At 74.4% G+C, this 21,494-nt stretch carries 19 protein-coding genes; 8 read left to right on the top strand and 11 right to left on the bottom strand.

Annotated features, from left to right (window positions below):
* Window positions 1-576 (bottom strand): sigma-70 family RNA polymerase sigma factor (locus tag ACFU74_RS17510; protein WP_380757454.1); only part of this gene is annotated, 576 nt, incomplete at its 3' end.
* 55 nt (window positions 577-631) lie between these two features.
* Here ACFU74_RS17510 and ACFU74_RS17515 point away from each other — a divergent pair.
* Entirely contained in the window at window positions 632-910 is a 279-nt protein-coding gene (locus ACFU74_RS17515; protein WP_380757456.1) for a zf-HC2 domain-containing protein, read from the top strand.
* Window positions 911-1,318: 408 nt separating this feature from the next.
* On the opposite strand, the gene ACFU74_RS17520 is transcribed toward ACFU74_RS17515, so the two are convergent.
* On the bottom strand, window positions 1,319-2,233 hold the full coding sequence (locus ACFU74_RS17520; RefSeq protein WP_380757458.1) for a hypothetical protein: 915 nt from the start codon (window positions 2,231-2,233) through the stop codon (window positions 1,319-1,321).
* A gap of 341 nt (window positions 2,234-2,574) precedes the next feature.
* On the opposite strand from ACFU74_RS17520, the gene ACFU74_RS17525 reads away from it, so the two are divergent.
* The gene (locus tag ACFU74_RS17525) at window positions 2,575-3,840 is read left to right on the top strand and encodes a cytochrome P450 (protein ID WP_380757461.1); all 1,266 of its coding nucleotides are present in this window, start codon (window positions 2,575-2,577) and stop codon (window positions 3,838-3,840) included.
* Window positions 3,841-3,900: 60 nt separating this feature from the next.
* On the opposite strand, the gene ACFU74_RS17530 is transcribed toward ACFU74_RS17525, so the two are convergent.
* A complete protein-coding gene (locus ACFU74_RS17530) occupies window positions 3,901-4,626 on the bottom strand; it encodes an MBL fold metallo-hydrolase (RefSeq protein WP_380757463.1) in 726 nt (241 codons plus the stop codon).
* Between the two features lie 80 nt (window positions 4,627-4,706).
* Between ACFU74_RS17530 and ACFU74_RS17535 the strand changes: the two genes are divergently transcribed.
* The gene (locus ACFU74_RS17535) at window positions 4,707-6,128 is read left to right on the top strand and encodes a CoA transferase (protein WP_380757465.1); all 1,422 of its coding nucleotides are present in this window, start codon (window positions 4,707-4,709) and stop codon (window positions 6,126-6,128) included.
* A 16-nt stretch (window positions 6,129-6,144) separates the two neighbouring features.
* On the opposite strand, the gene ACFU74_RS17540 is transcribed toward ACFU74_RS17535, so the two are convergent.
* Complete coding sequence (locus ACFU74_RS17540; protein ID WP_380757467.1) at window positions 6,145-6,744, bottom strand: HdeD family acid-resistance protein; 600 nt, start codon at window positions 6,742-6,744, stop codon at window positions 6,145-6,147.
* A gap of 246 nt (window positions 6,745-6,990) precedes the next feature.
* Between ACFU74_RS17540 and ACFU74_RS17545 the strand changes: the two genes are divergently transcribed.
* From ACFU74_RS17545 to ACFU74_RS17555, 3 genes are all read left to right on the top strand, one after another.
* Window positions 6,991-8,805, top strand: a complete 1,815-nt coding sequence (locus ACFU74_RS17545; protein WP_380757469.1) for an NAD-binding protein — start codon at window positions 6,991-6,993, stop codon at window positions 8,803-8,805.
* A gap of 173 nt (window positions 8,806-8,978) precedes the next feature.
* Window positions 8,979-11,267 carry an IPT/TIG domain-containing protein gene (locus ACFU74_RS17550; RefSeq protein WP_380757471.1) on the top strand — a complete coding sequence of 763 codons (2,289 nt, stop codon included), beginning with the start codon at window positions 8,979-8,981 and terminating at the stop codon, window positions 11,265-11,267.
* A gap of 203 nt (window positions 11,268-11,470) precedes the next feature.
* Window positions 11,471-12,343 (top strand): trypsin-like serine peptidase, encoded by an 873-nt coding sequence (locus tag ACFU74_RS17555; RefSeq protein ID WP_380757473.1) that lies wholly within the window; start codon window positions 11,471-11,473, stop codon window positions 12,341-12,343.
* A gap of 61 nt (window positions 12,344-12,404) precedes the next feature.
* Here the strand turns inward: ACFU74_RS17555 and ACFU74_RS17560 are convergent, their stop codons facing one another.
* On the bottom strand, window positions 12,405-13,097 hold the full coding sequence (locus ACFU74_RS17560) for a DUF6193 family natural product biosynthesis protein (RefSeq protein ID WP_380757476.1): 693 nt from the start codon (window positions 13,095-13,097) through the stop codon (window positions 12,405-12,407).
* A gap of 43 nt (window positions 13,098-13,140) precedes the next feature.
* Between ACFU74_RS17560 and ACFU74_RS17565 the strand changes: the two genes are divergently transcribed.
* Complete coding sequence (locus tag ACFU74_RS17565) at window positions 13,141-13,959, top strand: APH(3'') family aminoglycoside O-phosphotransferase (RefSeq protein WP_380757478.1); 819 nt, start codon at window positions 13,141-13,143, stop codon at window positions 13,957-13,959.
* Window positions 13,960-14,079: 120 nt separating this feature from the next.
* Window positions 14,080-14,550 carry a hypothetical protein gene (locus ACFU74_RS17570; protein WP_380757480.1) on the top strand — a complete coding sequence of 157 codons (471 nt, stop codon included), beginning with the start codon at window positions 14,080-14,082 and terminating at the stop codon, window positions 14,548-14,550.
* 70 nt (window positions 14,551-14,620) lie between these two features.
* Here the strand turns inward: ACFU74_RS17570 and ACFU74_RS17575 are convergent, their stop codons facing one another.
* The 6 genes from ACFU74_RS17575 to hppD all read right to left on the bottom strand — a co-directional run bounded on the left by ACFU74_RS17575 (window position 14,621) and on the right by hppD (window position 21,358).
* Complete coding sequence (locus ACFU74_RS17575; RefSeq protein WP_380757483.1) at window positions 14,621-15,400, bottom strand: enoyl-CoA hydratase; 780 nt, start codon at window positions 15,398-15,400, stop codon at window positions 14,621-14,623.
* A gap of 92 nt (window positions 15,401-15,492) precedes the next feature.
* Window positions 15,493-16,539 (bottom strand): enoyl-CoA hydratase/isomerase family protein, encoded by a 1,047-nt coding sequence (locus tag ACFU74_RS17580; RefSeq protein WP_380757485.1) that lies wholly within the window; start codon window positions 16,537-16,539, stop codon window positions 15,493-15,495.
* Between the two features lie 217 nt (window positions 16,540-16,756).
* Complete coding sequence (fahA, locus tag ACFU74_RS17585; RefSeq protein ID WP_380757488.1) at window positions 16,757-17,977, bottom strand: fumarylacetoacetase; 1,221 nt, start codon at window positions 17,975-17,977, stop codon at window positions 16,757-16,759.
* Window positions 17,974-18,828 carry a hypothetical protein gene (locus tag ACFU74_RS17590; RefSeq protein ID WP_380757490.1) on the bottom strand — a complete coding sequence of 285 codons (855 nt, stop codon included), beginning with the start codon at window positions 18,826-18,828 and terminating at the stop codon, window positions 17,974-17,976. The genes fahA and ACFU74_RS17590 overlap by 4 nt, the downstream gene beginning before the upstream one ends.
* On the bottom strand, window positions 18,825-20,027 hold the full coding sequence (locus ACFU74_RS17595) for a homogentisate 1,2-dioxygenase (protein ID WP_380757492.1): 1,203 nt from the start codon (window positions 20,025-20,027) through the stop codon (window positions 18,825-18,827). The genes ACFU74_RS17590 and ACFU74_RS17595 overlap by 4 nt, the downstream gene beginning before the upstream one ends.
* Before the next feature lie 116 nt (window positions 20,028-20,143).
* Window positions 20,144-21,358 carry a 4-hydroxyphenylpyruvate dioxygenase gene (gene hppD, locus ACFU74_RS17600; protein WP_380757494.1) on the bottom strand — a complete coding sequence of 405 codons (1,215 nt, stop codon included), beginning with the start codon at window positions 21,356-21,358 and terminating at the stop codon, window positions 20,144-20,146.
* Between the last annotated feature and the right edge of the window lie 136 nt (window positions 21,359-21,494).

Raw genomic sequence — 21,494 nt, forward strand, 5'->3', positions numbered from 1 at the left:
CGCCAGCTCCGCGGCCGAGGCCGGTGCCGGCTCGCCGGCCTCGGCCGCCCGCAGCCGGGCTATCAGCTCCTCGCGAGCCCTGGCGACCCGGGAACGGACCGTGCCGACCGGGCAGCCGGCCACCTCGGCGGCCTCGGCGTAGCTCAGCCCGACGACCTGGGTGAGCACGAAGGCCTCGCGCCGCTGGGCGGGCACCCGGTCCAGCAGGTCGCCGAGCGCCACCCCGTCCTCGAAGCCCGCGGCAGGCGGGGTGCCCTGCCGCTCGGCGGCCTCCTGCCAGTCCGGCAGCGCGGCGCAGCGCGGCCGGGCGGCGGCGGTGCGGTAGCGGTCGATGACGGTGCGCCGGGCTATGGACAGCAGCCAGGTGCGGGCGGAGGAGCGTCCGGCGAACCCGGGCAGGCTGCGCAGCGCCCGCAGGAAGGTCTCCTGGGCGAGGTCGTCGGCGGACTGCACGTCGGTGAGGTGGGCGACGAACCGCCACACGTCCCGCTGGGTGGCCCGGACGAAGGCCTCGACGTCGGCGGGCCGTCCCTCGCGGGCGGCCAGGGCGAGCGCGGTCAGCTGCTCGTCATCCACGACGGCCCCCTACCCGGTCGGTCCCACCTGGGAGGAGGTACGGGACGATGGTCATATGAGATGCGCGCAACTTCGTACCGCTCTGTCCGCCCGCCTCGACGGCGAACCGGCCGGTGTGCCGGACCGCCGGCTGGACGGGCACCTCGCCCGGTGCACGGCCTGCCGGGAGTGGCTGGAGCGGGCGGAGCGACTGCGCGGGCCGCTGCTCGCGAACGGGGCCGACGAGCCGTCGGCGGACTGGACGGCGAAGCTGCTCGCGCGCCTCGGCGCGGCCGAGGGCGGTGGAGCCGAAGTGGGCCGCCCCGGGCAGGGGGACGGCGGGCGGACGCGGTAGGACGGTGGCGCCGGGCGTGGCCGGTGCGCCGTCGAAGTCAGGCATGGAGAAGTCCTGAGGGGAAGACGGGGTGCGGTGCCGTTGCGGTCGGCACCGTCGGCGTCGGTGGGCGGTCGTGCGGCCAGGTCCCGGTCCGGCGGAGCGGCGGGAACGGGCGGCACGCGCGGGCCCGGACCCCGGAGCCGGCAGCGCTCTCCGTCGGAACCGTCGGCGACCCCGGCACGGACGCACCGGCCGCCCGCGACGGCCCACGGCCGTCCCGGCGGGAGGCGCGGGAGGCGGTGGCACGCGGTCGGTCGGTGGTCGTCGGGGGACGGGCGGCGGTACCCGGCGGCGCGGTCGCGGCGCGGGGCGACCTGCCCGCCGCGCGGCGGACACCGGCGGTGTCCGGGAACGGCGGCGGGCGCGTCAGCGGGCGAACGCGGCCGGGGGAGGCCCGCGCCGGACCAGGGCGTGCGAGAGCAGCACCGACCGTGGCAGCCGGGCCCGGTGCCCGACCGGTCCGGGCACGTCCGGCGGCCGGTACCCGGTCGCACGGGCGAACAGTACGAGCAGCGGCGCCAGCAGCGCCCCCGCCAGCACCGAGCCCAGCGCGCCGAGCAGTTCGAACAGCCGCACCAGCGCCGCCTCGCCGCGCCAGAGCAGCAGTGAGCAGGCCAGCGCGGCGACCACATGGGCGGTGATCATGCCGGTCGACATGCCGTGCGCGGCCATGTCGTGGCCGCCCATGCCGGTCGTACCGTTCATCCCGTTCATCCCGGACATGCCGCTCATGCCGGTCATGCCGCTCATGTCGTGCCCGGCCATCCCGGACGCGGCCGCGGAGCCGGAACCGGAGCCCGGCACCGGCGCACCCGTGGCGGTCGTGAGGTCGGCGGCGGCCGCGGCGCCGTGCGCATGGGCGACGGCCGCGGTGCCGGACGGCGGAATGTCGGGGTCCAGCCCGGCCATCAGCGCCAGGTCGTCCGAGGACAGCCCGGTGGGCGTGGTGTCCGGATTGCACAGCAGCAGAGAGGCCCAGTCCGTCGACGTCGCGCCGGCGATGCCGCCGCCCCCGAACAGCGAGCCCGCCTGCTGGAACGTCAGGTGCAGCGCGGTCTGCGCCACCACCATCCAGCAGCTGATCACCGTGAGCCCCCGCCGCCGGCCGGCCAGCAGCCAGGTGAGGCCGAGGGTGAGACCGAACGCGCCCGCCAGGACCGGGACCGAGACCCCGGAGCCCGCCATGGCGACGTGCGCCGTGGCGGCCAGCGCCACGCAGAGCGCGGCGAAGACCACGGCGCGCAGCGAGCGGATCCGGTCGGTCATCACGATGACACTCATCGTCGCACCCGCCTCCGCCGCCCTGTACCGCACCCTCCGGTATTGGCCGGTTCCGTCCCTGCCTGGATGTCCGGCCACCTCGGGCGCGTCCCCTCGGGGCAAGCCGTTCGGGCACCCGCGCCGTCCGGCGCGGGTGGGGCGCAGGCGACGGAGGTGACGGTGTGGTGGCCGGATCCCGACGGTGCGCGAGCGACCGCCCTCCGCGGCATGCCGGACTGGTCCGGAAGATGCTCTCTTCATGCCGTCATATCGGTTTGACACGTCCGTGCAGATACGTACTGAATGTGACGCCCTGAATGTGACGCCGCGCACACGGGCCCCGACGGCGACAGGAGACCGGCATGGACACCACGGCACCCGAGGCCGACAGCATCCCCGAGGCCGGCACTACCCCCGGCGCCGACCTCGCCGACCCGGCGTTCTGGCGGCTGCCCGACCACGCCCGCGCCGCCGCCTTCGCCGAGCTGCGCCGCCTGCCCGCCCCGGCCCGCTTCGGCGACGCCCCGGGCTTCCACGCCCTGGTCCGGCACGCCGACGTCGTCGAGGCCAGCCGCAACCCCGCCGTCTTCCTCAGCGGACCCGGCGTCACCACCCCCGAACCCGCCCGCTGGGTGCGCCTCCTGTTCGGCGACTCGATGGTGAACCTGGACGACCCCCGCCACGCCCAGCTGCGCCGCATCGTCTCCCGCGCCTTCACCCCGCGCCTGATCGCCCGGGTCGAGGACGACATCCGCCGGGTCGCCACCGACCTGGTCGACCGGGTCGAGCGCGAGCGCCCCGAGGACTTCGTCAACGCCGTGGCCGCCGAACTCCCCTTCCAGGTGATCTGCAACATGATGGGCATCCCCGAGGAGCCCCGCCGCGCCGTCCTCGACCAGGTCGACCACGCCTCCGAGCACACCGGCGTCCAACGCCCGCTGCGCCAGCGGATCCGGATGCCCGGCCGGGGGCTGCGGGCGCTGGCCCGGATGCAGGGCATGGTCGCCGACCTCGGCCGCGAACGCCGCCGCCGGCCCACCGACGACCTGATCTCCGCCCTGGTCACCGCCGACGTCGACGGCCGCCGCCTCACCGGCCGCGAACTCGGCGCCTTCTTCTCCCTCCTGCTCGTCGCCGGTGTCGAGACCACCCGCAACGCCCTCGCGCACGGCCTCCACCTGCTCAGCACCCACCCCGAACAGCGCGCCCTGCTCCTCGGCGACCTCGACGGGCACCTCGGCGGCGCGGTCGACGAGATCGTCCGCCACTCCACGCCGATCATCCAGTTCCGCCGCACCCTGGCCGTCGACCACCGGCTCGGCGGCCCCGACGGCCCGCTGCTGCGGGCGGGGGAGAAGGCGGTGCTCTACTACGGCTCCGCCAACCGCGACGAGAGCGTCTTCACCGACCCCGAGGCCTTCGACATCACCCGCAGCCCCAACCCCCACCTCGGCTTCGGCGGCGGCGGGCCGCACTACTGCCTCGGCGCGCACCTCGCCCGCCAGGAGATGAAGGTGCTCTACCGGGAGCTGTTCACCCGCCTCCCCGGGGCCCGCTCGACCGGCGGGCCCGAGTTCGTCCCCTCCAGCTTCGACCACCGCATCCGCTCGCTCCGGTTCACCTTCTGAGCGGCCCCCGCCTCACCCGGGCCCGGCCTCACCCAAGCCCGCCTCACCCGGGCCCTCGCCTCACACCGCCCCGGCCGGCTCCCACACCGCGTAGTCGTGCGCGAACAGCACCCGGCGCGGCCCGAACGCCGCCAGCCGCTCCAGCCAGGCCGGGTACCCGGGCAGCGGCGCGCCCACCACCCCCTCCTCGGCCGCCCGCCGCGCCAGCACGGCGGCGCCGTACGCGGACGCCGTGTCGCACGCCTGGCCGGCCAGCACCGTGCAGCCGTCCGCCCCCGCCACCACCAGCGACTGGTGCCCGGCCGTGTGACCGGGCGTCGGTACCACCCGCACGCCCGGCCACACCTCCGCCTCCCCGTCCAGCTCCCGGTAGCGGGCACCCGGGAAGTCCACCAGCGCGTCGATCGTGTACCCGCCCGCCCGGGCCTGCGCCAGCTCCGCCGCCTGCGTCCACACCGGCACCCCGGCCAGCAGCGGGTTGCCGCCGCAGTGGTCGAAGTGCAGATGGCAGTTGACGACCACGTCCACCTCACCCGGCGCCACACCCGCCGCCGCCAGCGCCGCCGCCAGCGGACGGCGCACCGGGCGGTAGTGCGCGTCCGCCTCCGGATCGCCCTCGCCGAGGCCGGTGTCGAACAGCAGCAGCCCCTCCGGCCGGCGCACCAGGTACGCCAGCACCGGCTCCACCCGCGGCTCCGGATTGTCCGCCTCCCCGGCCGGACGCACGAAGTAGCCGAGGTCGAGTCGCCGGATCGCAGGCACCGGAGCGGGGTGGGGCTCGGCCATGGGGCTCCTCCTGGGGGATGTGGCGGACGTGGTGGCGGACATCACTGCGCCTACCCCACTGCGCGGAGCACAATGCGGACATGACCGACCGTCCGCTGCCCGGCCGTCCGCTCCCCGCCCCGCCCGGGCCCGTCGACGGACCCACCGCCGACGCCTGGCACGCGCTCGGCGGGCCGTCCGCCCTGCTGGAGCGGGTCTCCTTCCACGGCCCCGACGCGGTACTGCCCTCCCGCCTGCCCGTACGGCGGCTGGCCCGGGCCACCGTCGCCGCCTGCTCGCTGGCCGCCGCCGAACTCGCCGCGCTGCGCACCGGCGGCCCGGTGCCGCGGGTCCGGATCGACCAGGGCGCCGTCGCCACGGCCTTCGTCAGCGAGCGCCACCTGCGGATCGACGGCCGCGCCCCGGTCTCCTTCGCCCCGCACTCCGGCTTCTGGCCCACCGCCGACGGCTGGCTGCGCACCCACGCCAACTACCCGCACCACCGTGACCGGCTGCTCGCCGCCCTCGGCCTGCCCGGCGACGCCGGACCCGAGCGGCTCGCCGCCGTGCTGCGCGAACTGCCGGCCGCGGCCGTCCAGGAGCGCGCGTACGCGGCGGGGGCGCTCGCCGTCGCCGTCGCGCCGGTCCGGGACAGCCTCCTGCCACTGGCCGAGGTGCGCACCGCCGACGAGGCCGCGCCCCGGCCGCTGGACCCGGCCCCCGTCGACCGGCCCGCCGCCGGTGTCCGCGTCCTCGACCTCACCCGGGTGATCGCCGGCCCGGTCGCCACCCGCACCCTCGCCCTGCTCGGGGCCGACGTGCTGCGCCTCGACCCGCCGGGCCTGCCCGAGGCCGACGACGCCCACGCCGACACCGGCTTCGGCAAGCGCTCCGCCCGCCTCGACCTCGCCGGGAGTGCCGACCGGGCCGTCTTCGAGGACCTGCTCGCCACCGCCGACGTCGTCATCAGCGGCTACCGCCCCGGCGCGCTGGACGCCTACGGCCTGGCCCCCGACGCGTTGTTCGCCCGCCGGCCCGGCCTGGTCCTCGTCGAGCTGAACGCCTGGGGCTGGAGCGGTCCGTGGTCCGGGCGGCGCGGCTTCGACAGCCTGGTCCAGGCGGGCTGCGGCATCGCCGCGACCGAGGCCGGCGCCGACGGCCGCCCCGGCGCCCTGCCCGCCCAGGCCCTCGACCACGGCACCGGCTACCTCGTCGCGGCCGGCGTACTGCGCTCCCTCACCGACCAGCGCACCGACCAGCGCGCCGGGCGGCCCGGCGGACGCCACCTGCGCTACTCCCTGGCCGGCACCGCCTCCTGGCTGCTGCACGGCATCGCCCCCACCGCCGACCCGCACCTGCCGCCCAACGACGAGCCCTACGACCCGGCCCGCTGGCTCACCGGGACCGACTCGCCGTACGGACGGCTGCGGCACGCCCTGCCGCCCGTCGGGTACGCGGGCGCCCCGGCGGACTGGACGCGCCCGCCGGGGCGCTGGGGCACGGACGCGCCGCGCTGGGCCTGAAAGCCGGTCGGCGCGCTCAGACGCCGGAGGGGATCCGCTTCGCGGTGCTCCGCACCTGGAAGGCGGTCGCGATCTCGATCAGCCCCAGGACCACCAGCCAGCAGCCGGCCAGCACGGTCAGCGCGGCGATCGAACCGGCCGGCCAGACCATCAGCAACACACCGGCCAGCGTGTTCGCCCCGCCCGCGAAGGCCTGCCAGCCGCGGGCGGGCATGGCCGGGTCCGAGATGGCGGCGGCGAGCTGCGTGATGCCGCGGAACAGCCAGCCGATGCCGATCCAGATCGCCAGCAGCAGCACCGACTGCGCCGCGCTGCGGAAGCAGAGCAGGCCGAGCAGCACGCAGATCGCGCCGCTGACGAACGCCAGCACCCGCATCGCGGTGGTGGCGTGCGTGCCGAACGCGGCGACCAACTGCACGATGCCGATGACCAGCAGATAGAGGCCGAACAGCACGCCGACCACCAGCAGCGTCTCCTCCGGCCAGACGAACACGACGATCCCGAGGCCGAGCGAGACGAGCCCGGCGAGCAGCAGGACCTGCCAGGCGGCCTTGGCGAGCAGCCCGAGCGGGCCCTGCACCGGGGAGCCGTCGGGAGTGATGATCGGGGAGACCACGGTGGCGTCCTCCAGGGAGCGGACGGTGAGCGGAAAAGGGCGCGAAAGGGGAGCGGACGCCCCGGCGTGTGGGTGGGGGCGCGTGCGCGGGCGCCCTCGGCGTGCGGGGTCCGGGCGCTCCTCACGATCACCCGGTGCGCCCCACACCGCTCGCCGGATACACCCGTTCGGGCGATCGAACGGATTTCCCCCGGGATTGCCGGAACGCCATCTGGGCCTCATACACCGTCGATAGGATCCGGTGATGTGACTTCTGAAGGGTGGGGGACCCCTCCGGTCGAGCCGATCAGCCAGCACTACATCGTTTGCGGCGGCAACGCGCTCGCCCACCGCCTGGCCCTCGAACTCGTCGAGCACTACGAGGCACCGGTCGTCGTCCTCGTCCCGGACCGCGCCCGCGACCACGCGCCCAGGATCGAACAGCTGGAGGGCGTCGCCGCCGTCGTCGAGTACAGCAGCGTCACCGAGGAGGCGCTGCGCGCCGTCCGGGTGGAGACCGCGCGGGGCATCGCCTTCGTCGACGGCCACGACCAGGAGAACATCCACGCCGCACTCTCCGCACAGGGCCACAACCCCGCCATCCGCATCGTCCTGCGGATGTTCAACCAGCGGCTCGGCGCCAACATCGAACGCCTGCTCAGGAACGGCACCGCGCTCTCCGGCTCCGCCACCGCCGCCCCCGCCTTCGCCGACGCCGCCCTCTCACGCCCCAACTCCGTCCAGGTCGGCGACCGCTTCCTGCACATCGCCTACGACGACGACATCAGCTCCGACCGGCTCTGCGTCGTCGCCGACCGGATCGACCGCCAGGACGTCGGCCGGATCCGGCTGCTGCCCGCACAGGCCGGCGACTCCGCCTCCTTCGTCCGGCTGGCCAGCGAGTTCGGCGACGACGGGCCCATCCGCTCCGGCGCCGAGGCCCGCCGCGCCGCCGACCCGGCCGACGAGGCCGGGCCGGACGGCGGCATCGCCGCCCTGCAGACCCTGCGCAGCGACCCCGCCGTCCGGATCGCCTGGTGGCGCCGGCTGCGCTGGCGGCTGCTCGACACCCTGCGCTTCTTCACCAGCGTCCGGCTGCGGGTGGTGCTGATCACCGCCCTGGCCGCCGTGCTGCTCGCCTTCGGCCTGCTCTGGCACCTCAACGGCAACTTCGCCTGGACGCTCTACACCTCGCTGCTCGACCTCGCCGGCGCCGCCCAGCCGGACCGGCCCGGCGACGCCGCCGGCGCGGGCACCGGCGGCAGCTGGCAGCGGGTCGCCCAGGTCGTGATCACCTTCTGCGGCATCACCTTCGCGCCGGTCGCCACCGCCATCGCCGTCGAGGTGCTCGCCTCCGGACGGCGCGGCCAGCCCCGCAACCCCGGCGCCGGCACCCGCGACCACGTCATCGTGGTCGGCCTCGGCAACGTCGGCACCCGGGTGGTCAGCCGACTGCACGGCCTCGGGGTCCCGGTGGTCGGCCTGGAGAGCGACCCGCAGGCGCGCGGCATCTCCGCCGTCCGCGCGCTCGGCGTGCCGGTGGTGGTCGACGACGGACCGCTCGCCGAACAGCTGCGCCGGGCCCGGCTCAAGCACAGCCGCGCGGTGGTCGCGGTCAGCGGAGACGACGCCACCAACCTGGAGGCCGCCCTGGAGGCGCGCGCCGAGCGCCCCGACGTCCGGGTGGTGCTGAGGCTCTTCGACGACTCCTTCGCGAGCCACGTCTACGCCACCCTGGACAACGTGGCCTCGCGCTCCACCTCCTACCTCGCCGCCCCCGCCTTCGCCGCCGCGCTGATGGGCCGTGAGGTGCTCGGCACGCTCTCGGTGTTCCGCCACGTGCTGCTGATCGCCGAACTCCCCGCCGAACTCGGCAGCGGCCTGATCGGCCTCAACCGGCACGACCTGGAGGACCCGGGCGGCGTCCGCGTCCTCGCCCTCCGGCAGGCCCGCAGTCCGCAGCTCTACCAGTGGGGGTACGCCGACCGCACCCGTGAGCTGGCACCCGGCGACCGCGTCGTGGTCGCCGCCACCCGCAGCGGCCTGGCCCGGCTCAACACCACGCTGACGACCGGCGGCTGAGCCGGGGCCGACGCGGTGCGGGAAGGTACCACGGAGAGTCGCATTCCGCTTGTGAATGGACGGAAACGGTCATCATCCGACATCCTGTGGATCGTCAGATTCCGTGAACATGACGCAATTTGACACCGCCTGGCCGGGGGGCCAGGCGGCCCGACCGCGGAGAGGCGGAGCACATGGCACTGGTCCCCGACATCGGGGCGACTCGCCCGGGCCGCTGGCGAAGGCTGCGGCGCGGAACGGCGGCGGCGGTGACGGCCCTGGCGCTGGGCACCCTGGGCACCGTCGTCCCGGCCGCGACCGGGCACGCGGCGCCTCCGGCGCAGTTGGTCTACATCGCCAACTCCGCCGACAACACGGTCACCGTCCACGATCCGGCGGCCGGGTCGACGGTTGCCACCGTCGCGGTCGGTGCCGCGCCCCGGGGCGTGGCCTTGTCGCCGGACGGCGCGCAGGCGTACGTCGCCAACAACGGAGACAACTCCGTGTCGGTGATCGACACCGCGGCCAACGCCGTCGTCGCCACCGTCCCGGTCGGCCGGGCCCCCGGGCCGGTGGTCGTCTCGCCGGACGGCTCGCACGCCTACGTGGCCCACGGCGCCGGCGGCGTGGACGTGATCGACACGGCCACCCTCGCGGTCGCCGCCACCGTCCCGGTCGGCAGCCTGCCGACCGCGATCGCGCTGACCCCGGACGGCGCCACGGCCGTCGTCGGCAACTTCGCCGGCAACTCGGTCTCGCTGATCGACACCGCCGGCAACTCCGTCGGCCTCACGATCCGCTCGCCCGGTGACGCCAGGAACCCGGCGGGTGCGGCGATCACCCCTGACGGCACGAGGGCGTACGTCACCCACTACAACACCGGCAACGTCGTGGTGATCGACCTCCTCTCCGGCCTGATCGCGGCGACCGTCCCGGTCGGCTCCCTGCCGATGGGCGTGGCCGTCACGCCGGACGGCCGGTACGCCTACATCGCCAACCTCGGGTCCGGTTCGGTGTCGGTCCTGAGCGTCGCGACCAACACCGTCGTCGCCACCGTGCCGGTCGGCATCCGGCCGATGGGCGTGGCGATCGACCCGGCCGGCGGCACGGTCCACGTCACGAACAACAGCTCGAACAACGTGTCGGTGATCGACACCGCGACCAACACCGTCACGGCCACCGTCGCCACCGGGGCCGGACCGTTCGGCCTGGCGATCGGCAGGACCGTCCCGCCCTCGGTCACCGGCCTCAGCCCCGACCACGGCCCGGCGGCGGGCGGCACCACCGTCACCTTCACCGGCACCCGGCTGACCGGCACCACCGCCGTCACCTTCGGTGGCACCCCGGCGAGCAACGTCACCGTCGTCGACAGCACCACCGTCACCGCGACCGCCCCGCCGCACGCTGCGGGCGCCGTCGACGCCACCCTCACCGTCGCGGGCAGCGACCTCGCCGCCGGGAAGTACACCTACGACGCTCCGGCGCCCGTGCTGAGCGGTGTCGCGCCGGACCGCGGCCCGCTGGCGGGCGGCACCGTCGTGACCCTCACCGGCACCAACCTCTCAGGGGCGACCGCGGTGTCCTTCGGGGCCGTCGCGGCTACGGCGGTCACCGTCGTCAGCGACACGGAGATCACCGCCACGGTCCCGGCCGCGAGCGCCGCCGGCGCCGTCGACGTCACCGTCACCACCCCGGGCGGCACCGGCGCCGCGGCGAAGTACACCTACGAGGAGGGCTCCTACGTCCTCGCCAAGTCCGCCGACCCGAAGTCGGGCTCGACGGTGAAGACGGGGGACAAGGTCGCCTACACCGTCACCGTCACCCAGCAGGGCGCGGGCGAGGTCAAGGGCGCCACGATCACCGACGACCTGTCGAGGGTCCTGGACGACGCGACGTACAACGGTGACGCCAGGGCGACCTCCGGCACCGCCGAGGTCGAGGACGGCAAGCTGACGTGGACCGGCGACCTGCCGGTCGGCGGCACTGCGACGATCACCTATTCCGTGACCGTCACCGGCAAGGGCGACGCCCAGCTGTACAACGCCGTCACCGCCTCGGACGCCGCGCACGGCACCTGCGCCACCGAGAAGGGCTGCGAGACCGACCACACCGTCCAGTCCGGGAACACCCCGACTCCGACTCCGACTCCGACGGCCACGCCCAGTTCCACGCCCACGCCCACGCCGACCCCGACCCCGACGGCCACGCCCGGCGCGCCCGTTCCCGGCCCGGCCGACCCGGGCCCGGCGGCCACACAGGCCCCCGCTGCTCCGGTCGCCCCCGCCGCCCCCGCTGCCCCGGCCGCGCGGGTCTCCCAGGTCTCCCAGGTCGCTCCGGTCGCTCCGGCGCCCAGGCCGACGAGGGGCGGCAGCCTCGCCGACACCGGTGCCACCGTGCTCACCACGGCGGTGGTCAGCGCTGCCCTGCTGGTCCTCGGCGGCGTCGCCGTCGCCCTCGGCCGCCGTCGGCGCCACCAGGGCTGAACCGGACGAACCCGACCGGCGGGGTGGTCGTGGCAGCCGGCCACGGCCACCCCGCCGCCGGCGTTCACGGCGTCCGGCCGGCGGCCGTTGGCACGTTGTCGACGCGATGTCGACGTGTCACTTCCAAGCTGATGGGACAGCGCACCTCCCGCAGCGAAGGAAAGGACACCCTCATGCGTCCACGCGGTCTCCTCGCAACTCTCGTGGCATCCGTCGCGGCCCTCGGCGCGGCCGTGCCGGCCACGTCCGCCGCGTCGGCCACGCCCGCGCGCCCCGAGCCGATCGAGCGCGTCAGCGGTAGCAGCCACGTCCTGATCAACCCGGCGCACGCCGGACGTACGAACTGGGCCCCGGAGAAGGGGAGTTCCCTCGACGGCCGCCCGCTGACGATCCACGCGACCGAACCGACCGTCGAGCCGCCGACCGTCGAGCCGCCGGCCGCCCCCGCCGTGGCTGCCAGCGTCTGGGTCACCACGGGGCGGCTGGACGCCGGGAACAAGGTGTGCACCGCCAACGTCGTCTCCAGCGCCAACCGCGATGTCATCGCCACCGCCCGGCACTGCGTGGAGGGCGGGCACGACTTCAAGTTCGCGCCCGGCTACGACGCGGGGAACGCCCCGTACGGTTGGTGGACCTGGCGGGCGGCGGGCTGGGTCACCGCTCCCGCTCCCCAGGGCGACATCGCCTTCATCGTGCTGAACACGCAGAACGGCCGGCACGTCGCGGACGTCGTCGGGGCGACCGGCATCGGGTTCAACCGGGACATCAACAACTACGCGCACATCATCGGCATCCCCGCGAAGCCGGAGAAGAAGGACGAGCACATGTTCTGGTGCGGCGGCCAGCCGGTGGCCGGCCCCGAGCAGCCGTCCACCGCGCTGATCGACAACTGCATCGGACTGGACGGCGGCGCCAGCGGCGGCCCGTTCTTCGTGAACTACAGCCAGACCGACGGCTCGGCCGTGCAGACCGGCGACTTCGTCACGGGCTACGGCTGGCAGGGCAAGTGGTGGGCGGTGAGCTCCTACTACCGCGACGACGCCTACAACGTCTTCAACGGAGCGCAGAACGCCTGACCGCGCCCGTCGTCGTCGCCAAGCCCCCGCCGGCCCGGGTCGGCGGGGGCTCCTCACCGCCTCAGCGGGCCGGCCCGAGCCCCTCGGGGAGGGCGGCCACCACCAGGGCGACGGCCTCCTCGGCGCTCTCGGTGCGCGCGACCACCTCGCCGTCCTTCCGCACCGAGTACGGTCCGTCGTGGTCCAGGCCGATCACGTACCCGGTGTTCGCCTTCCACGGCTCTCCGATCCTGGTGGAGAACCAGAGGTCGAAGTGGCTGTTGACCGGCATCAACCGGCGGAGCACCGGCTGGGCGTACGCGGCCTCCAGCAGCGCGTGGGCGCGCGGGTGCCGGTTGTAAGGCGGCATGTGGACGCGGTCGAGCTTGATCCTCCACACCAACTCGGCGCCGACGAACGGCTCGCGCTCGTGGACGAGGGCCCAGGGCCGGAACCGGATGAAGGGGGCGCGCGCCTTGGTCTCCTCCAGCCCGGCGCCTCCCGTCCACGCCGCCGCGGCCCTGACCACCTTCGCGAGGTCCGCCGTCCCCCCGTGGGCCAGGCGCGTGTGGCGGTCCTGGAGGCTCACCTCGAAGCTCCGCCCCTTCGTGCGGGGCGGAGCGGCCACTGCACGCCGACCGCTCTGCGCGTCGACGTACTCCGCGAAGAAGTCCCGCCCCGGCCTGCGGTCCGCCTCGGGCAGCACGAGTCCGAGCCCCTCCGCCGTCCGGCTCAACGCGGCCCGGAGCGCCCCGTCCTCGTCCCAATCACCCATCCCACCAGTATCCCGGCCCGAGGGAAGCCCTAGAGTGGGCGCCATGGCCGACCGCTCCGGACCCGCGCCCGTTCCGCCGTCGGTGTTCGGCATCGAGGGCGCGTGGCTGCCCGTCACCACCGGTGAGTCGGGCGCCTTCGTCTTCCGCAGTGCCGACACCGCCGGGTACGCCAAGTGCGTACCCGCCGTGGACGCGGCCGATCTGGCGGCCGAGCGCGATCGGATCGCGTGGCTGGACGGTCGGGGCATCCCCGGCCCGCGCGTCCTCGACTGGCGCGACGGCGACGCGGGAGCCTGCCTGGTGACCAGCGCCGTCCACGGCGTACCCGCCGATCAACTGCCGCCCGAGGACCTGCGGCGCGCCTGGGGCGGCATCGCGGACGCGGTCCGCCGACTGCACGAACTCCCGGTGCGGGACTGCCCGTTCCGCCGGAGCCTGGACGACATGGTCGCCCGGGCGCGGGACGTCGTGGCCCGTGGCGCCGTGCACCCGGAGTTCCTCCCCGACGAGCAACAGCACACACCCCCCGCGGAGTTGCTGGCCGCCGTGACCCGCGAGGCCCCCCGGCGACGGGCCCAGGAGGCAGCGGACACGGTGGTCTGCCACGGCGACCTCTGCCTGCCCAACATCGTCCTCGACCCGGAGGCCCTGACCGTCTCCGGTTTCATCGACCTCGGCCGCCTCGGGCAGGCCGACCGCCACGCGGACCTGGCGCTGCTCCTGGCCAGTGCCCGCGAGACCTGGCCGAACGAGGCCCGGGCCCGGGCGGCGGACACGGCGTTCGCCGCCCGGTACGGCACCACCCTGGACCACGACCGCCTGCGCTTCTACCTCCACCTGGACCCGCTCACCTGGGGCTGACCCAGGGCGGGTTGCGCGCCGCCCGGTCGCGGCAGCCGGCCGCGACAGACCCCCGCAAGGCCGACCACCTTCAGGTCCGACCGCACAGGTCCGACCCCCGCCCCTTCCCCGGGAGACCCGTTGAATCGCACGACCGCCACCGCCGCCGCGGCGACGTCCGCCGCAGCGCTCGCCGCGGCACTGCTGCTCACCGCCTGCGGCGGGCCGGCCACCGTGGCCGCTCCGACGCATCAGCCGGTCTTCGCGCCCACGGCGATGCCCGCCGTGAGCGGTGCGGAGGAAGGGGCCGCGGAGTTCACCCGGTTCGTGCAGGAGAAGGGAACCCCCGAGCAGCAGTCGGCGGTGGTCGGGCACGTCTCCAAGGTCGCCCGGTCGGCGCCCCAGGGGGATCACCGCAACAGCTACATCGCCACCGATCACCCGCAGCCCGATGAAACGACGATGCGGGCCATCACCGACGCCTACCTGGCGTGGGCCGGTCCGGCGGACGACGCGGCCATGCTCGTTCTCTACACCGCCGCAGGAACGGTGATGGGCGGTGTGGAGCTGGGGCCTTGGCGCACGTCCGCACCGACGCCGCCGGCCCGGTAGCAGGCCGCCGGCGCCCCGTCGCGGGCCCACCCGGGAGGCCCCGGACGAAGGGGCCTCCCGACGGCGGGGGTCAGCGGTGCTTGAACTCCGCGGGGCGCTTCTCGGCGAAGGCGGCCATGCCTTCCTTCTGGTCGGCGGTGGCGAAGGCGGCGTGGAAGAGGCGGCGTTCGAAACGGACGCCCTCGGCGAGGGTGGTCTCGAAGGCGCGGTTGACGCTCTCCTTCAGCATGATCGCCGCCGGGGTGGACATCGCGGCGACCTTCTCGGCGGTGGCGACGGCCTCGGCGAGCAGGTCGTCGGCGGGGACGATCCGGGAGACCAGGCCGGCCCGTTCGGCCTCCTCGGCACCCATCATGCGGCCGGTCAGACACAGTTCCATCGCCTTGGCCTTGCCGACGGCGCGGGTGAGGCGCTGCGAGCCGCCGATGCCGGGGATGACGCCGAGCTTGATCTCGGGCTGGCCGAACTTGGCGGTGTCGGCCGCGATCAGGATGTCGCAGAGCATCGCCAGTTCGCAGCCGCCGCCCAGGGCGAAGCCGGCCACGGCGGCGACGACGGGCTTGCGCAGTTCGCCCAGGCGGTCCCAGGGGCCCAGCCAGTCGTCGAGGTAGACGTCGGGGAACCGGTTGCCCTGCATCTCCTTGATGTCGGCGCCCGCCGCGAAGGCCTTCGCCGAGCCGGTGATCACCAGAGCGCCGATCTCCGGGTCCCGGTCGAACGCGGTGGCCGCGGCCACGACCTCGTTCATCAGCCGGGTGTTGAGCGCGTTGAGCGCCTCCGGCCGGTTGAGCGTGATCAGTCCGACCCGGCCCTTGCGGTCCACCAGGATCGTCTCGTAGGTCTCGGTCATCGCCGTTGACTCCCATTCCGTTGTGCGCTCTGACGACCCAACGATCTCCGAACCGGCCCGCCTCGCGCCAGTCTCGGTCCGCGAGACGGTCGTCACCCGAGGTCCGGCCCGAGCCGCAGGTCACCGTCGGCAGGGGGCTCGAAGAAGCGGGCCACCGCCCCCTCGTCGACCCCGTCGAGGCCGGCCGGCGACCAGTGCGGGTCGCGGTCCTTGTCGACGACCTGCGCGCGGATGCCCTCGACCAGGTCGTGGTGGGCCAGCGCGGCGCACGAGACCCGGTACTCCTGGGCGAGGCTCTCCGCCAGCGAACCGTGCGCCCGGGCGCGGCGCAGCGCGGCCAGCGTGACCTTGAGCATCGTCGGCGAGCGCTCGGCGAGTTCCTCGGCGGCCTGCTTGGCGGCGGGGACGCCGCTCGCCGTCAGCCGCGCGACGACCTCCTCGACCGAGTCGGCCGCGTAGCAGGCGTCGATCCAGCCGCGCTGGTCGGCGAGCGGCGCGGCGGGGGCGGGCTCCGCGTACCGGGCGACCACCTCGTCGGCGGGCGCGTCGGTGAGAGCGGCCAGCAGCGCGGGCAGGCTCGCCGACGGCACGAAGTGGTCGGCGAACCCGCACAGCAGCGCGTCCCCGGCCGTCATCGAGGCGGCGGTGAGTGCCAAGTGGGTGCCCAGCCCGCCCGGCGCGCGCGACAGCAGCCACGTGCCGCCGACGTCCGGCACCAGGCCGATCCGGGTCTCCGGCATGGCCACCACCGAGCGCTCGGTGACGATCCGCACCGAGCCGTGGGCGGAGACGCCGACGCCGCCGCCCATGGTGATGCCGTCCATCACGGCGACGTAGGGCTTGGGGTACCGGGCGATCAGCGCGTTCAGCCGGTACTCGTCGCGGAAGAACGCCCGCGTCCCGGCGCCGCCCTGCTTGGCGTCGTCGTGGAAGGCGCGGATGTCCCCGCCCGCGCACAGCCCGCGCTCGCCGGCGCCGGTGAGCACCACCGTCCGCACCGCGTCGTCCCCGGCCCACTCCTCCAGGACCGCCCGCATCTCCACGACCATGTCGCGCGTCAGCGAGTTGAGCGCCCGCGGCCGGTCGAGCACGATCCGCCCCACCCCGCCGTCCCGCGACGCCCGCACCTCGTCAACCATCGTCCCCACTCCCGTTCGTCGTCGACCGGCTGCAGTCCAAGGCCTCAGGACCTCAGGACCTCAAGACCTCAAGGCCTTCGGGACCTCAGGACCTCAAGGCTTCGAGCTCGACACTTCGAGCTCAAGACTCTCAAGACAAGCACGAAGGGCGGCTCCGGTGGTGACCGGGGCCGCCCTTCGTCCGGCGGGGGAAGGTGGTTCAGGGTGCCTCAGGTCCTCAGGGGACGATGCGGCCGGTGACCTCGCCGAAGCCGACGACGGCGCCGTCGGGGCCGGGGGCGGTGGCGGTGATGGTCACCTCGTCGTCGTTCTCCAGGAAGGCGCGGGTCGAGCCGTCCGGGAGCTTGAGCGGGTTCTCGCCGTTCCAGGTGAGCTCGATGAGAGCGCCGCAGGTCTCCGGCTCGGGGCCGCTGACGGTGCCGGAGGCGAACAGGTCGCCGGTGCGCAGCGAGGCGCCGTTGGCCGTCATGTGGGCGAGCTGCTGGGCGGCCGTCCAGTACATCGAGGCGAACGGCGGGTGGGAGACGGGGTGGCCGTTGAGGCGGATCTCCATCGCGAGGTCCAGGCCCCACGGCTCGCCACCGCGGTCGTCGAGGTAGGGGAGCGGCTCGACGTCGCGGGCCGGCGGGGCGACCCGGGCGTGCTCCAGGGCGTCCAGCGGCACGATCCAGGGCGAGACGGAGGTGGTGAAGGACTTGCCGAGGAACGGGCCGAGCGGCACGTACTCCCAGCCCTGGATGTCGCGGGCCGACCAGTCGTTGACCAGGCAGACGCCGAAGACGTGCTCGCGGAAGCCGTCCAGGGTGACGCGGGTGCCGAGCGCGGAGGGCGTGCCGACGACGAAGCCGACCTCGGCCTCGATGTCCAGCCGGCGGGTCGGGCCGAAGGACGGAACGGCGTCCGTCGGCGCCTTGCGCTGGCCGTGCGGGCGGACCACCGGCGTGCCGGAGACCACGACGGTGCCGGAGCGGCCGTGGTAGCCGATCGGCAGGTGCTTCCAGTTGGGGGTGAGCGGCTCCGAGCCGGGGCGGAGGATCCGGCCCAGGTTGGTGGCGTGGTGCTCGGAGGCGTAGAAGTCGACGTAGTCGGCGACCTCGAACGGCAGGTGCAGCTCCACCGCGTGGAGCGGCAGCAGCAGCGGCGAGAGGGCGCCCCGGTGGGCCTCCTCGGTCAGCCAGCGGGTGAGCGCGGCGCGGACCTCGGTCCACACCGGGCGGCCCGCGGCCAGCAGCGGGTTGAGCGAGTCCGCGTCGAGCAGTACCGAGGGTTCCCCGACGGCGCGGGCGGCGGCGCCGGCGTCCAGGACGAAGTCGCCGACGCGCACGCCGATCCGCCGCCGCCCCGGCCGGTCGCCGGCCGTGAAGACGCCGTACGGCAGGTTGTGCACGCCGAACGGCGAGTCGTTCGCGGGGGCGAGCCAGCTGCGGGGGGTGGTCAACGGTCCTCCTGGGGCTTCGGGTCGGGCGACAGCAGGCCGAGGGCGGCCAGGTCGTCCAGGGGCTCGGCGATGCTACAGGTGCCGAACGCGGTGAACGAGTTGCGGATCACCGTGACCTGATGGTCACTCAGGCTGTGAACGGCCTTGGCGAGTGCCTCGCCGGAGCGCTCGGCGAGCACCTCGGCGGCCGCGGCCGGGTCGGTCTCCTGTGCGGCCAGCAGGACGTTCAGGAAGCCGTGGTGCTCGAAGCCGGTCGCCGGGTCGGTGTGCCGGACGGCGTGGTGCAGGCCGGCCGTGCACTTGTACGGCAGGCCGCGCTGCGCGCACCCGGTGAGGAAGCCGGCCAGTTCCCGTTCGTCGGGGAAGGCGCCGGCGACGATCCCGCCGGTGCGGAACTTGGCCCGGTAGGGGCTGTCGACCAGGACGTCCAGCACCTCCTCCAGGCCGTCGCCGCGCAGCAGTTCGCGGGGAAGTTCGACGGCGGCGGGTACGCCGGCCGGCAGCAGCAGGTCGAGCGCGGCGACCGCCTCGCGGGCGTCCCGGGTGGTGAGTTCGACGCCCGCCACCTCGAACGGCGCGGCGGCGGCGAGGGCCGGGCCGAGCTCGGGGCTGCCCCCCGGCAGCACCAGCCCGACCCGGAGGACGGGTCCGGGACCCTGCGCCGCGGCGGCCAGTTCGCCCAGCCGGCCCGCCCCGCAGAGCAGCGGGCCGACCGCGTCGGCGTACCAGGCGGTGCGGTGCGCGCGGTGCGCGGGCACGGCGTCCGCGACCGGCAGGTTCCCGGGCGGGAAGACCGCCGCGTCGTCGAGGAGTCCCTGGAACAGCGGGGGGACGACGGGGGTGGCGCTCACTGCTGCGGCCCCCTGCCGGCCCACGTCCAGGCGTAGTTGGCGTCCTCCGAGGCGCGGCCGCCCTCGCCCAGCTCCAGCGGGCGGAAGGTGTCCACCATGACCGCGAGCTCGTCGAAGAACTCCGCGCCGATGGAACGCTCGTAGGCGCCCGGCTGCGGGCCGTGGGTGTGGCCGCCCGGGTGCAGCGAGATGGAGCCCTGGGCGATGCCCGAGCCCTTGCGCGCCGCGTAGTCGCCGCCGCAGTAGAACATGACCTCGTCGCTGTCGACGTTGGCGTGGTAGTACGGCACCGGGATCGACAGCGGGTGGTAGTCCACCTTGCGCGGAACGAAGTTGCAGATCACGAACCCGTTGCCCTCGAACACCTGGTGGGCCGGCGGCGGCTGGTGGATCCGCCCGGTGATCGGCTCGAAGTCCCGGATGTTGAACGCGTACGGGTACAGGCAGCCGTCCCAGCCGACCACGTCGAACGGGTGGTGCGGCACGGTGTAGCGGGTGCCCGAGATGCCGTTCGGGCCACGGTGCTTGACCAGCACGTCGACGTCGCCGGAGTCGTCGGCGAGCAGCGGGCCGGACGGGCCGCGCAGGTCCCGCTCGCAGTACGGCGCGTGCTCCAGCAGCTGGCCGTACTTGGACAGGTAGCGCTTGACCGGGGTGATGTGGCTGTTCGCCTCGATGCAGTAGGCGCGCAGCGGCCCGTCGCCGGCCGGCACCCAGCGGTGGGTGGTCGCCCGGGGGATGACCACGTAGTCGCCCTGGCCGACCTCCAGCGTGCCGAAGACCGTCTCCAGGGTGCCGGAGCCGGACTCCACGTACACGCACTCGTCGCCGAGCCCGTTGCGGTACAGCTCGCTCGGCGCCCCGGCGGCGACGTAGGAGATCCGCACGTCGCCGTTGCCGAGGACGAGCCGGCGCCCGGACACGACGTCCGCGGACTTCCACTCCTCGCCCGCGAACAGCTCGTGCAGCTTGAGGTGCCGGGGGAGCAGGGGGTGGTTGGGAACCGTCGACTGGTCGGGCAGCTCCCACGGCACGGCGTTCACGACGGCCGAGGGGATGCCCCGGTGGTAGAGCAGCGAGGAGTCCGAGGAGAACCCCTCCTCGCCCATCAACTCCTCGTAGTACAGCCCGCCTTCGGGTGTGCGGTGCTGCGTGTGCCGCTTGGGCGGGATGCTGCCCAGCTGCCGGTAGTACGCCATCGTCCCTGCTCCTCCCGGACCTTCCTGTGGCCCAGAGCTTCCTAGAGCTGCCCAGAACCTGCTACGGCTTCCGCGGTGGCCGGCGCGCCCCCGGGGGACGCGCCGGCCACGGAGCCTCAGAGGTTGCCGCGGCGCTCCTGCTCGCGCTCGATGGCCTCGAAGAGCGCCTTGAAGTTGCCCTTCCCGAAGCCCAGCGAACCATGCCGCTCGATGAACTCGTAGAAGACGGTCGGACGGTCGCCGATCGGCTTGGTGAAGATCTGCAGCAGGTAGCCGTCCTCGTCGCGGTCGACCAGGATGCCGCGGCTCTTCAGCTCCTCGATCGGCACCCGGACCTTGCCGATCCGCTCGCGCAGCTCGGGGTCGTCGTAGTACGAGTCGGGGGTGTTGAGGAACTCGACGCCGCGCGAGCGCAGCACGTCGACGGTGGTGAGGATGTCGTTGGTGGCCAGTGCCATGTGCTGGCAGCCCGCGCCGGTGTAGAACTCCAGGTACTCGTCGATCTGCGACTTCTTCTTGGCGATGGCCGGCTCGTTGAGCGGGAACTTCACCCGGTGGTTGCCGCTGGCGACGACCTTGGACATCAGCGCGGAGTAGTCGGTGGCGATGTCGTCGCCCACGAACTCGGCCATGTTCACGAAGCCCATGACCTTGTTGTAGAAGGCGACCCACTCGTTCATCCGGCCGAGCTCGACGTTGCCGACCGCGTGGTCCAGGGCCTGGAACAGGCGGCGCGGCGAGCCCTCCGGGTGCTGCACCCTGCTCTGGGCGGCGATGTAGCCGGGCAGGTACGGGCCGGTGTAGCGGGAGCGGTCGACGAGGGTGTGGCGGGTCTCGCCGTAGGTGGCGATCGCGGCGCGGCGGACGGTGCCGTTCTCGTCGGAGACGTCGTTCGGCTCCTCCAGGACGGTGGCGCCCTGGGCGCGGGCGTGCGCGATGCACTTGTCGACGTCCGGGACCTCCAGGGCCAGGTCGACGACGCCGTCGCCGTGGCGGCGGTGGTGGTCCAGCAGCGGGCTGTCCGGGGAGACACCGCCCTTGATCACGAAGCGGCAGGAGCCGGAGCGCAGCACGTAGGCCTTGCGGTCGCGGCGGCCGGTCTCCGGGCCGGAGTAGGCGACCAGCTCCATGCCGAAGACGACCTGGTAGAACTGGGCCGTCTGGGTGGCGTTGCCGACCACGAACACGACGGCGTCCTGCGCCGTGACCGGGAACGGGTCGGAGGCCGGGTCGTGCTCGACGAGGCCGACGAGGCGGCGCAGCTGCTCGGCGTCGAGACCGGCCTCGCGCTCCTCGGGGGTCAGCTCAAGGGCGTGGGACTGCGGGGTCATCGGTCGTTCCTCCACATTGAGGCCTCGGCATTGAGGCATCCGCTTGAGGCGGCCGCTCCGCGGGCTGGGGTGGGGGCGAATGCGGGCGGCTGAGCGCTGAGCTTGCTCCAGTCGGGCGGGTTGGGCAACAGATCGG

Source organism: Kitasatospora sp. NPDC057500 (assembly GCF_042802195.1).
Classification (GTDB): domain Bacteria; phylum Actinomycetota; class Actinomycetes; order Streptomycetales; family Streptomycetaceae; genus Kitasatospora.

Coding starts and splice junctions, on each gene's coding strand:
- ACFU74_RS17515 (WP_380757456.1), top strand. CDS start 632: ATGAGATGCGCGCAACTTCGTACCGCTCTGTCCGCCCGCCTCGACGGC.
- ACFU74_RS17520 (WP_380757458.1), bottom strand. CDS start 2,233: ATGAGTGTCATCGTGATGACCGACCGGATCCGCTCGCTGCGCGCCGTG.
- ACFU74_RS17525 (WP_380757461.1), top strand. CDS start 2,575: ATGGACACCACGGCACCCGAGGCCGACAGCATCCCCGAGGCCGGCACT.
- ACFU74_RS17530 (WP_380757463.1), bottom strand. CDS start 4,626: ATGGCCGAGCCCCACCCCGCTCCGGTGCCTGCGATCCGGCGACTCGAC.
- ACFU74_RS17535 (WP_380757465.1), top strand. CDS start 4,707: ATGACCGACCGTCCGCTGCCCGGCCGTCCGCTCCCCGCCCCGCCCGGG.
- ACFU74_RS17550 (WP_380757471.1), top strand. CDS start 8,979: ATGGCACTGGTCCCCGACATCGGGGCGACTCGCCCGGGCCGCTGGCGA.
- ACFU74_RS17560 (WP_380757476.1), bottom strand. CDS start 13,097: ATGGGTGATTGGGACGAGGACGGGGCGCTCCGGGCCGCGTTGAGCCGG.
- ACFU74_RS17565 (WP_380757478.1), top strand. CDS start 13,141: ATGGCCGACCGCTCCGGACCCGCGCCCGTTCCGCCGTCGGTGTTCGGC.
- ACFU74_RS17575 (WP_380757483.1), bottom strand. CDS start 15,400: ATGACCGAGACCTACGAGACGATCCTGGTGGACCGCAAGGGCCGGGTC.
- ACFU74_RS17580 (WP_380757485.1), bottom strand. CDS start 16,539: ATGGTTGACGAGGTGCGGGCGTCGCGGGACGGCGGGGTGGGGCGGATC.
- ACFU74_RS17595 (WP_380757492.1), bottom strand. CDS start 20,027: ATGGCGTACTACCGGCAGCTGGGCAGCATCCCGCCCAAGCGGCACACG.
- hppD (WP_380757494.1), bottom strand. CDS start 21,358: ATGACCCCGCAGTCCCACGCCCTTGAGCTGACCCCCGAGGAGCGCGAG.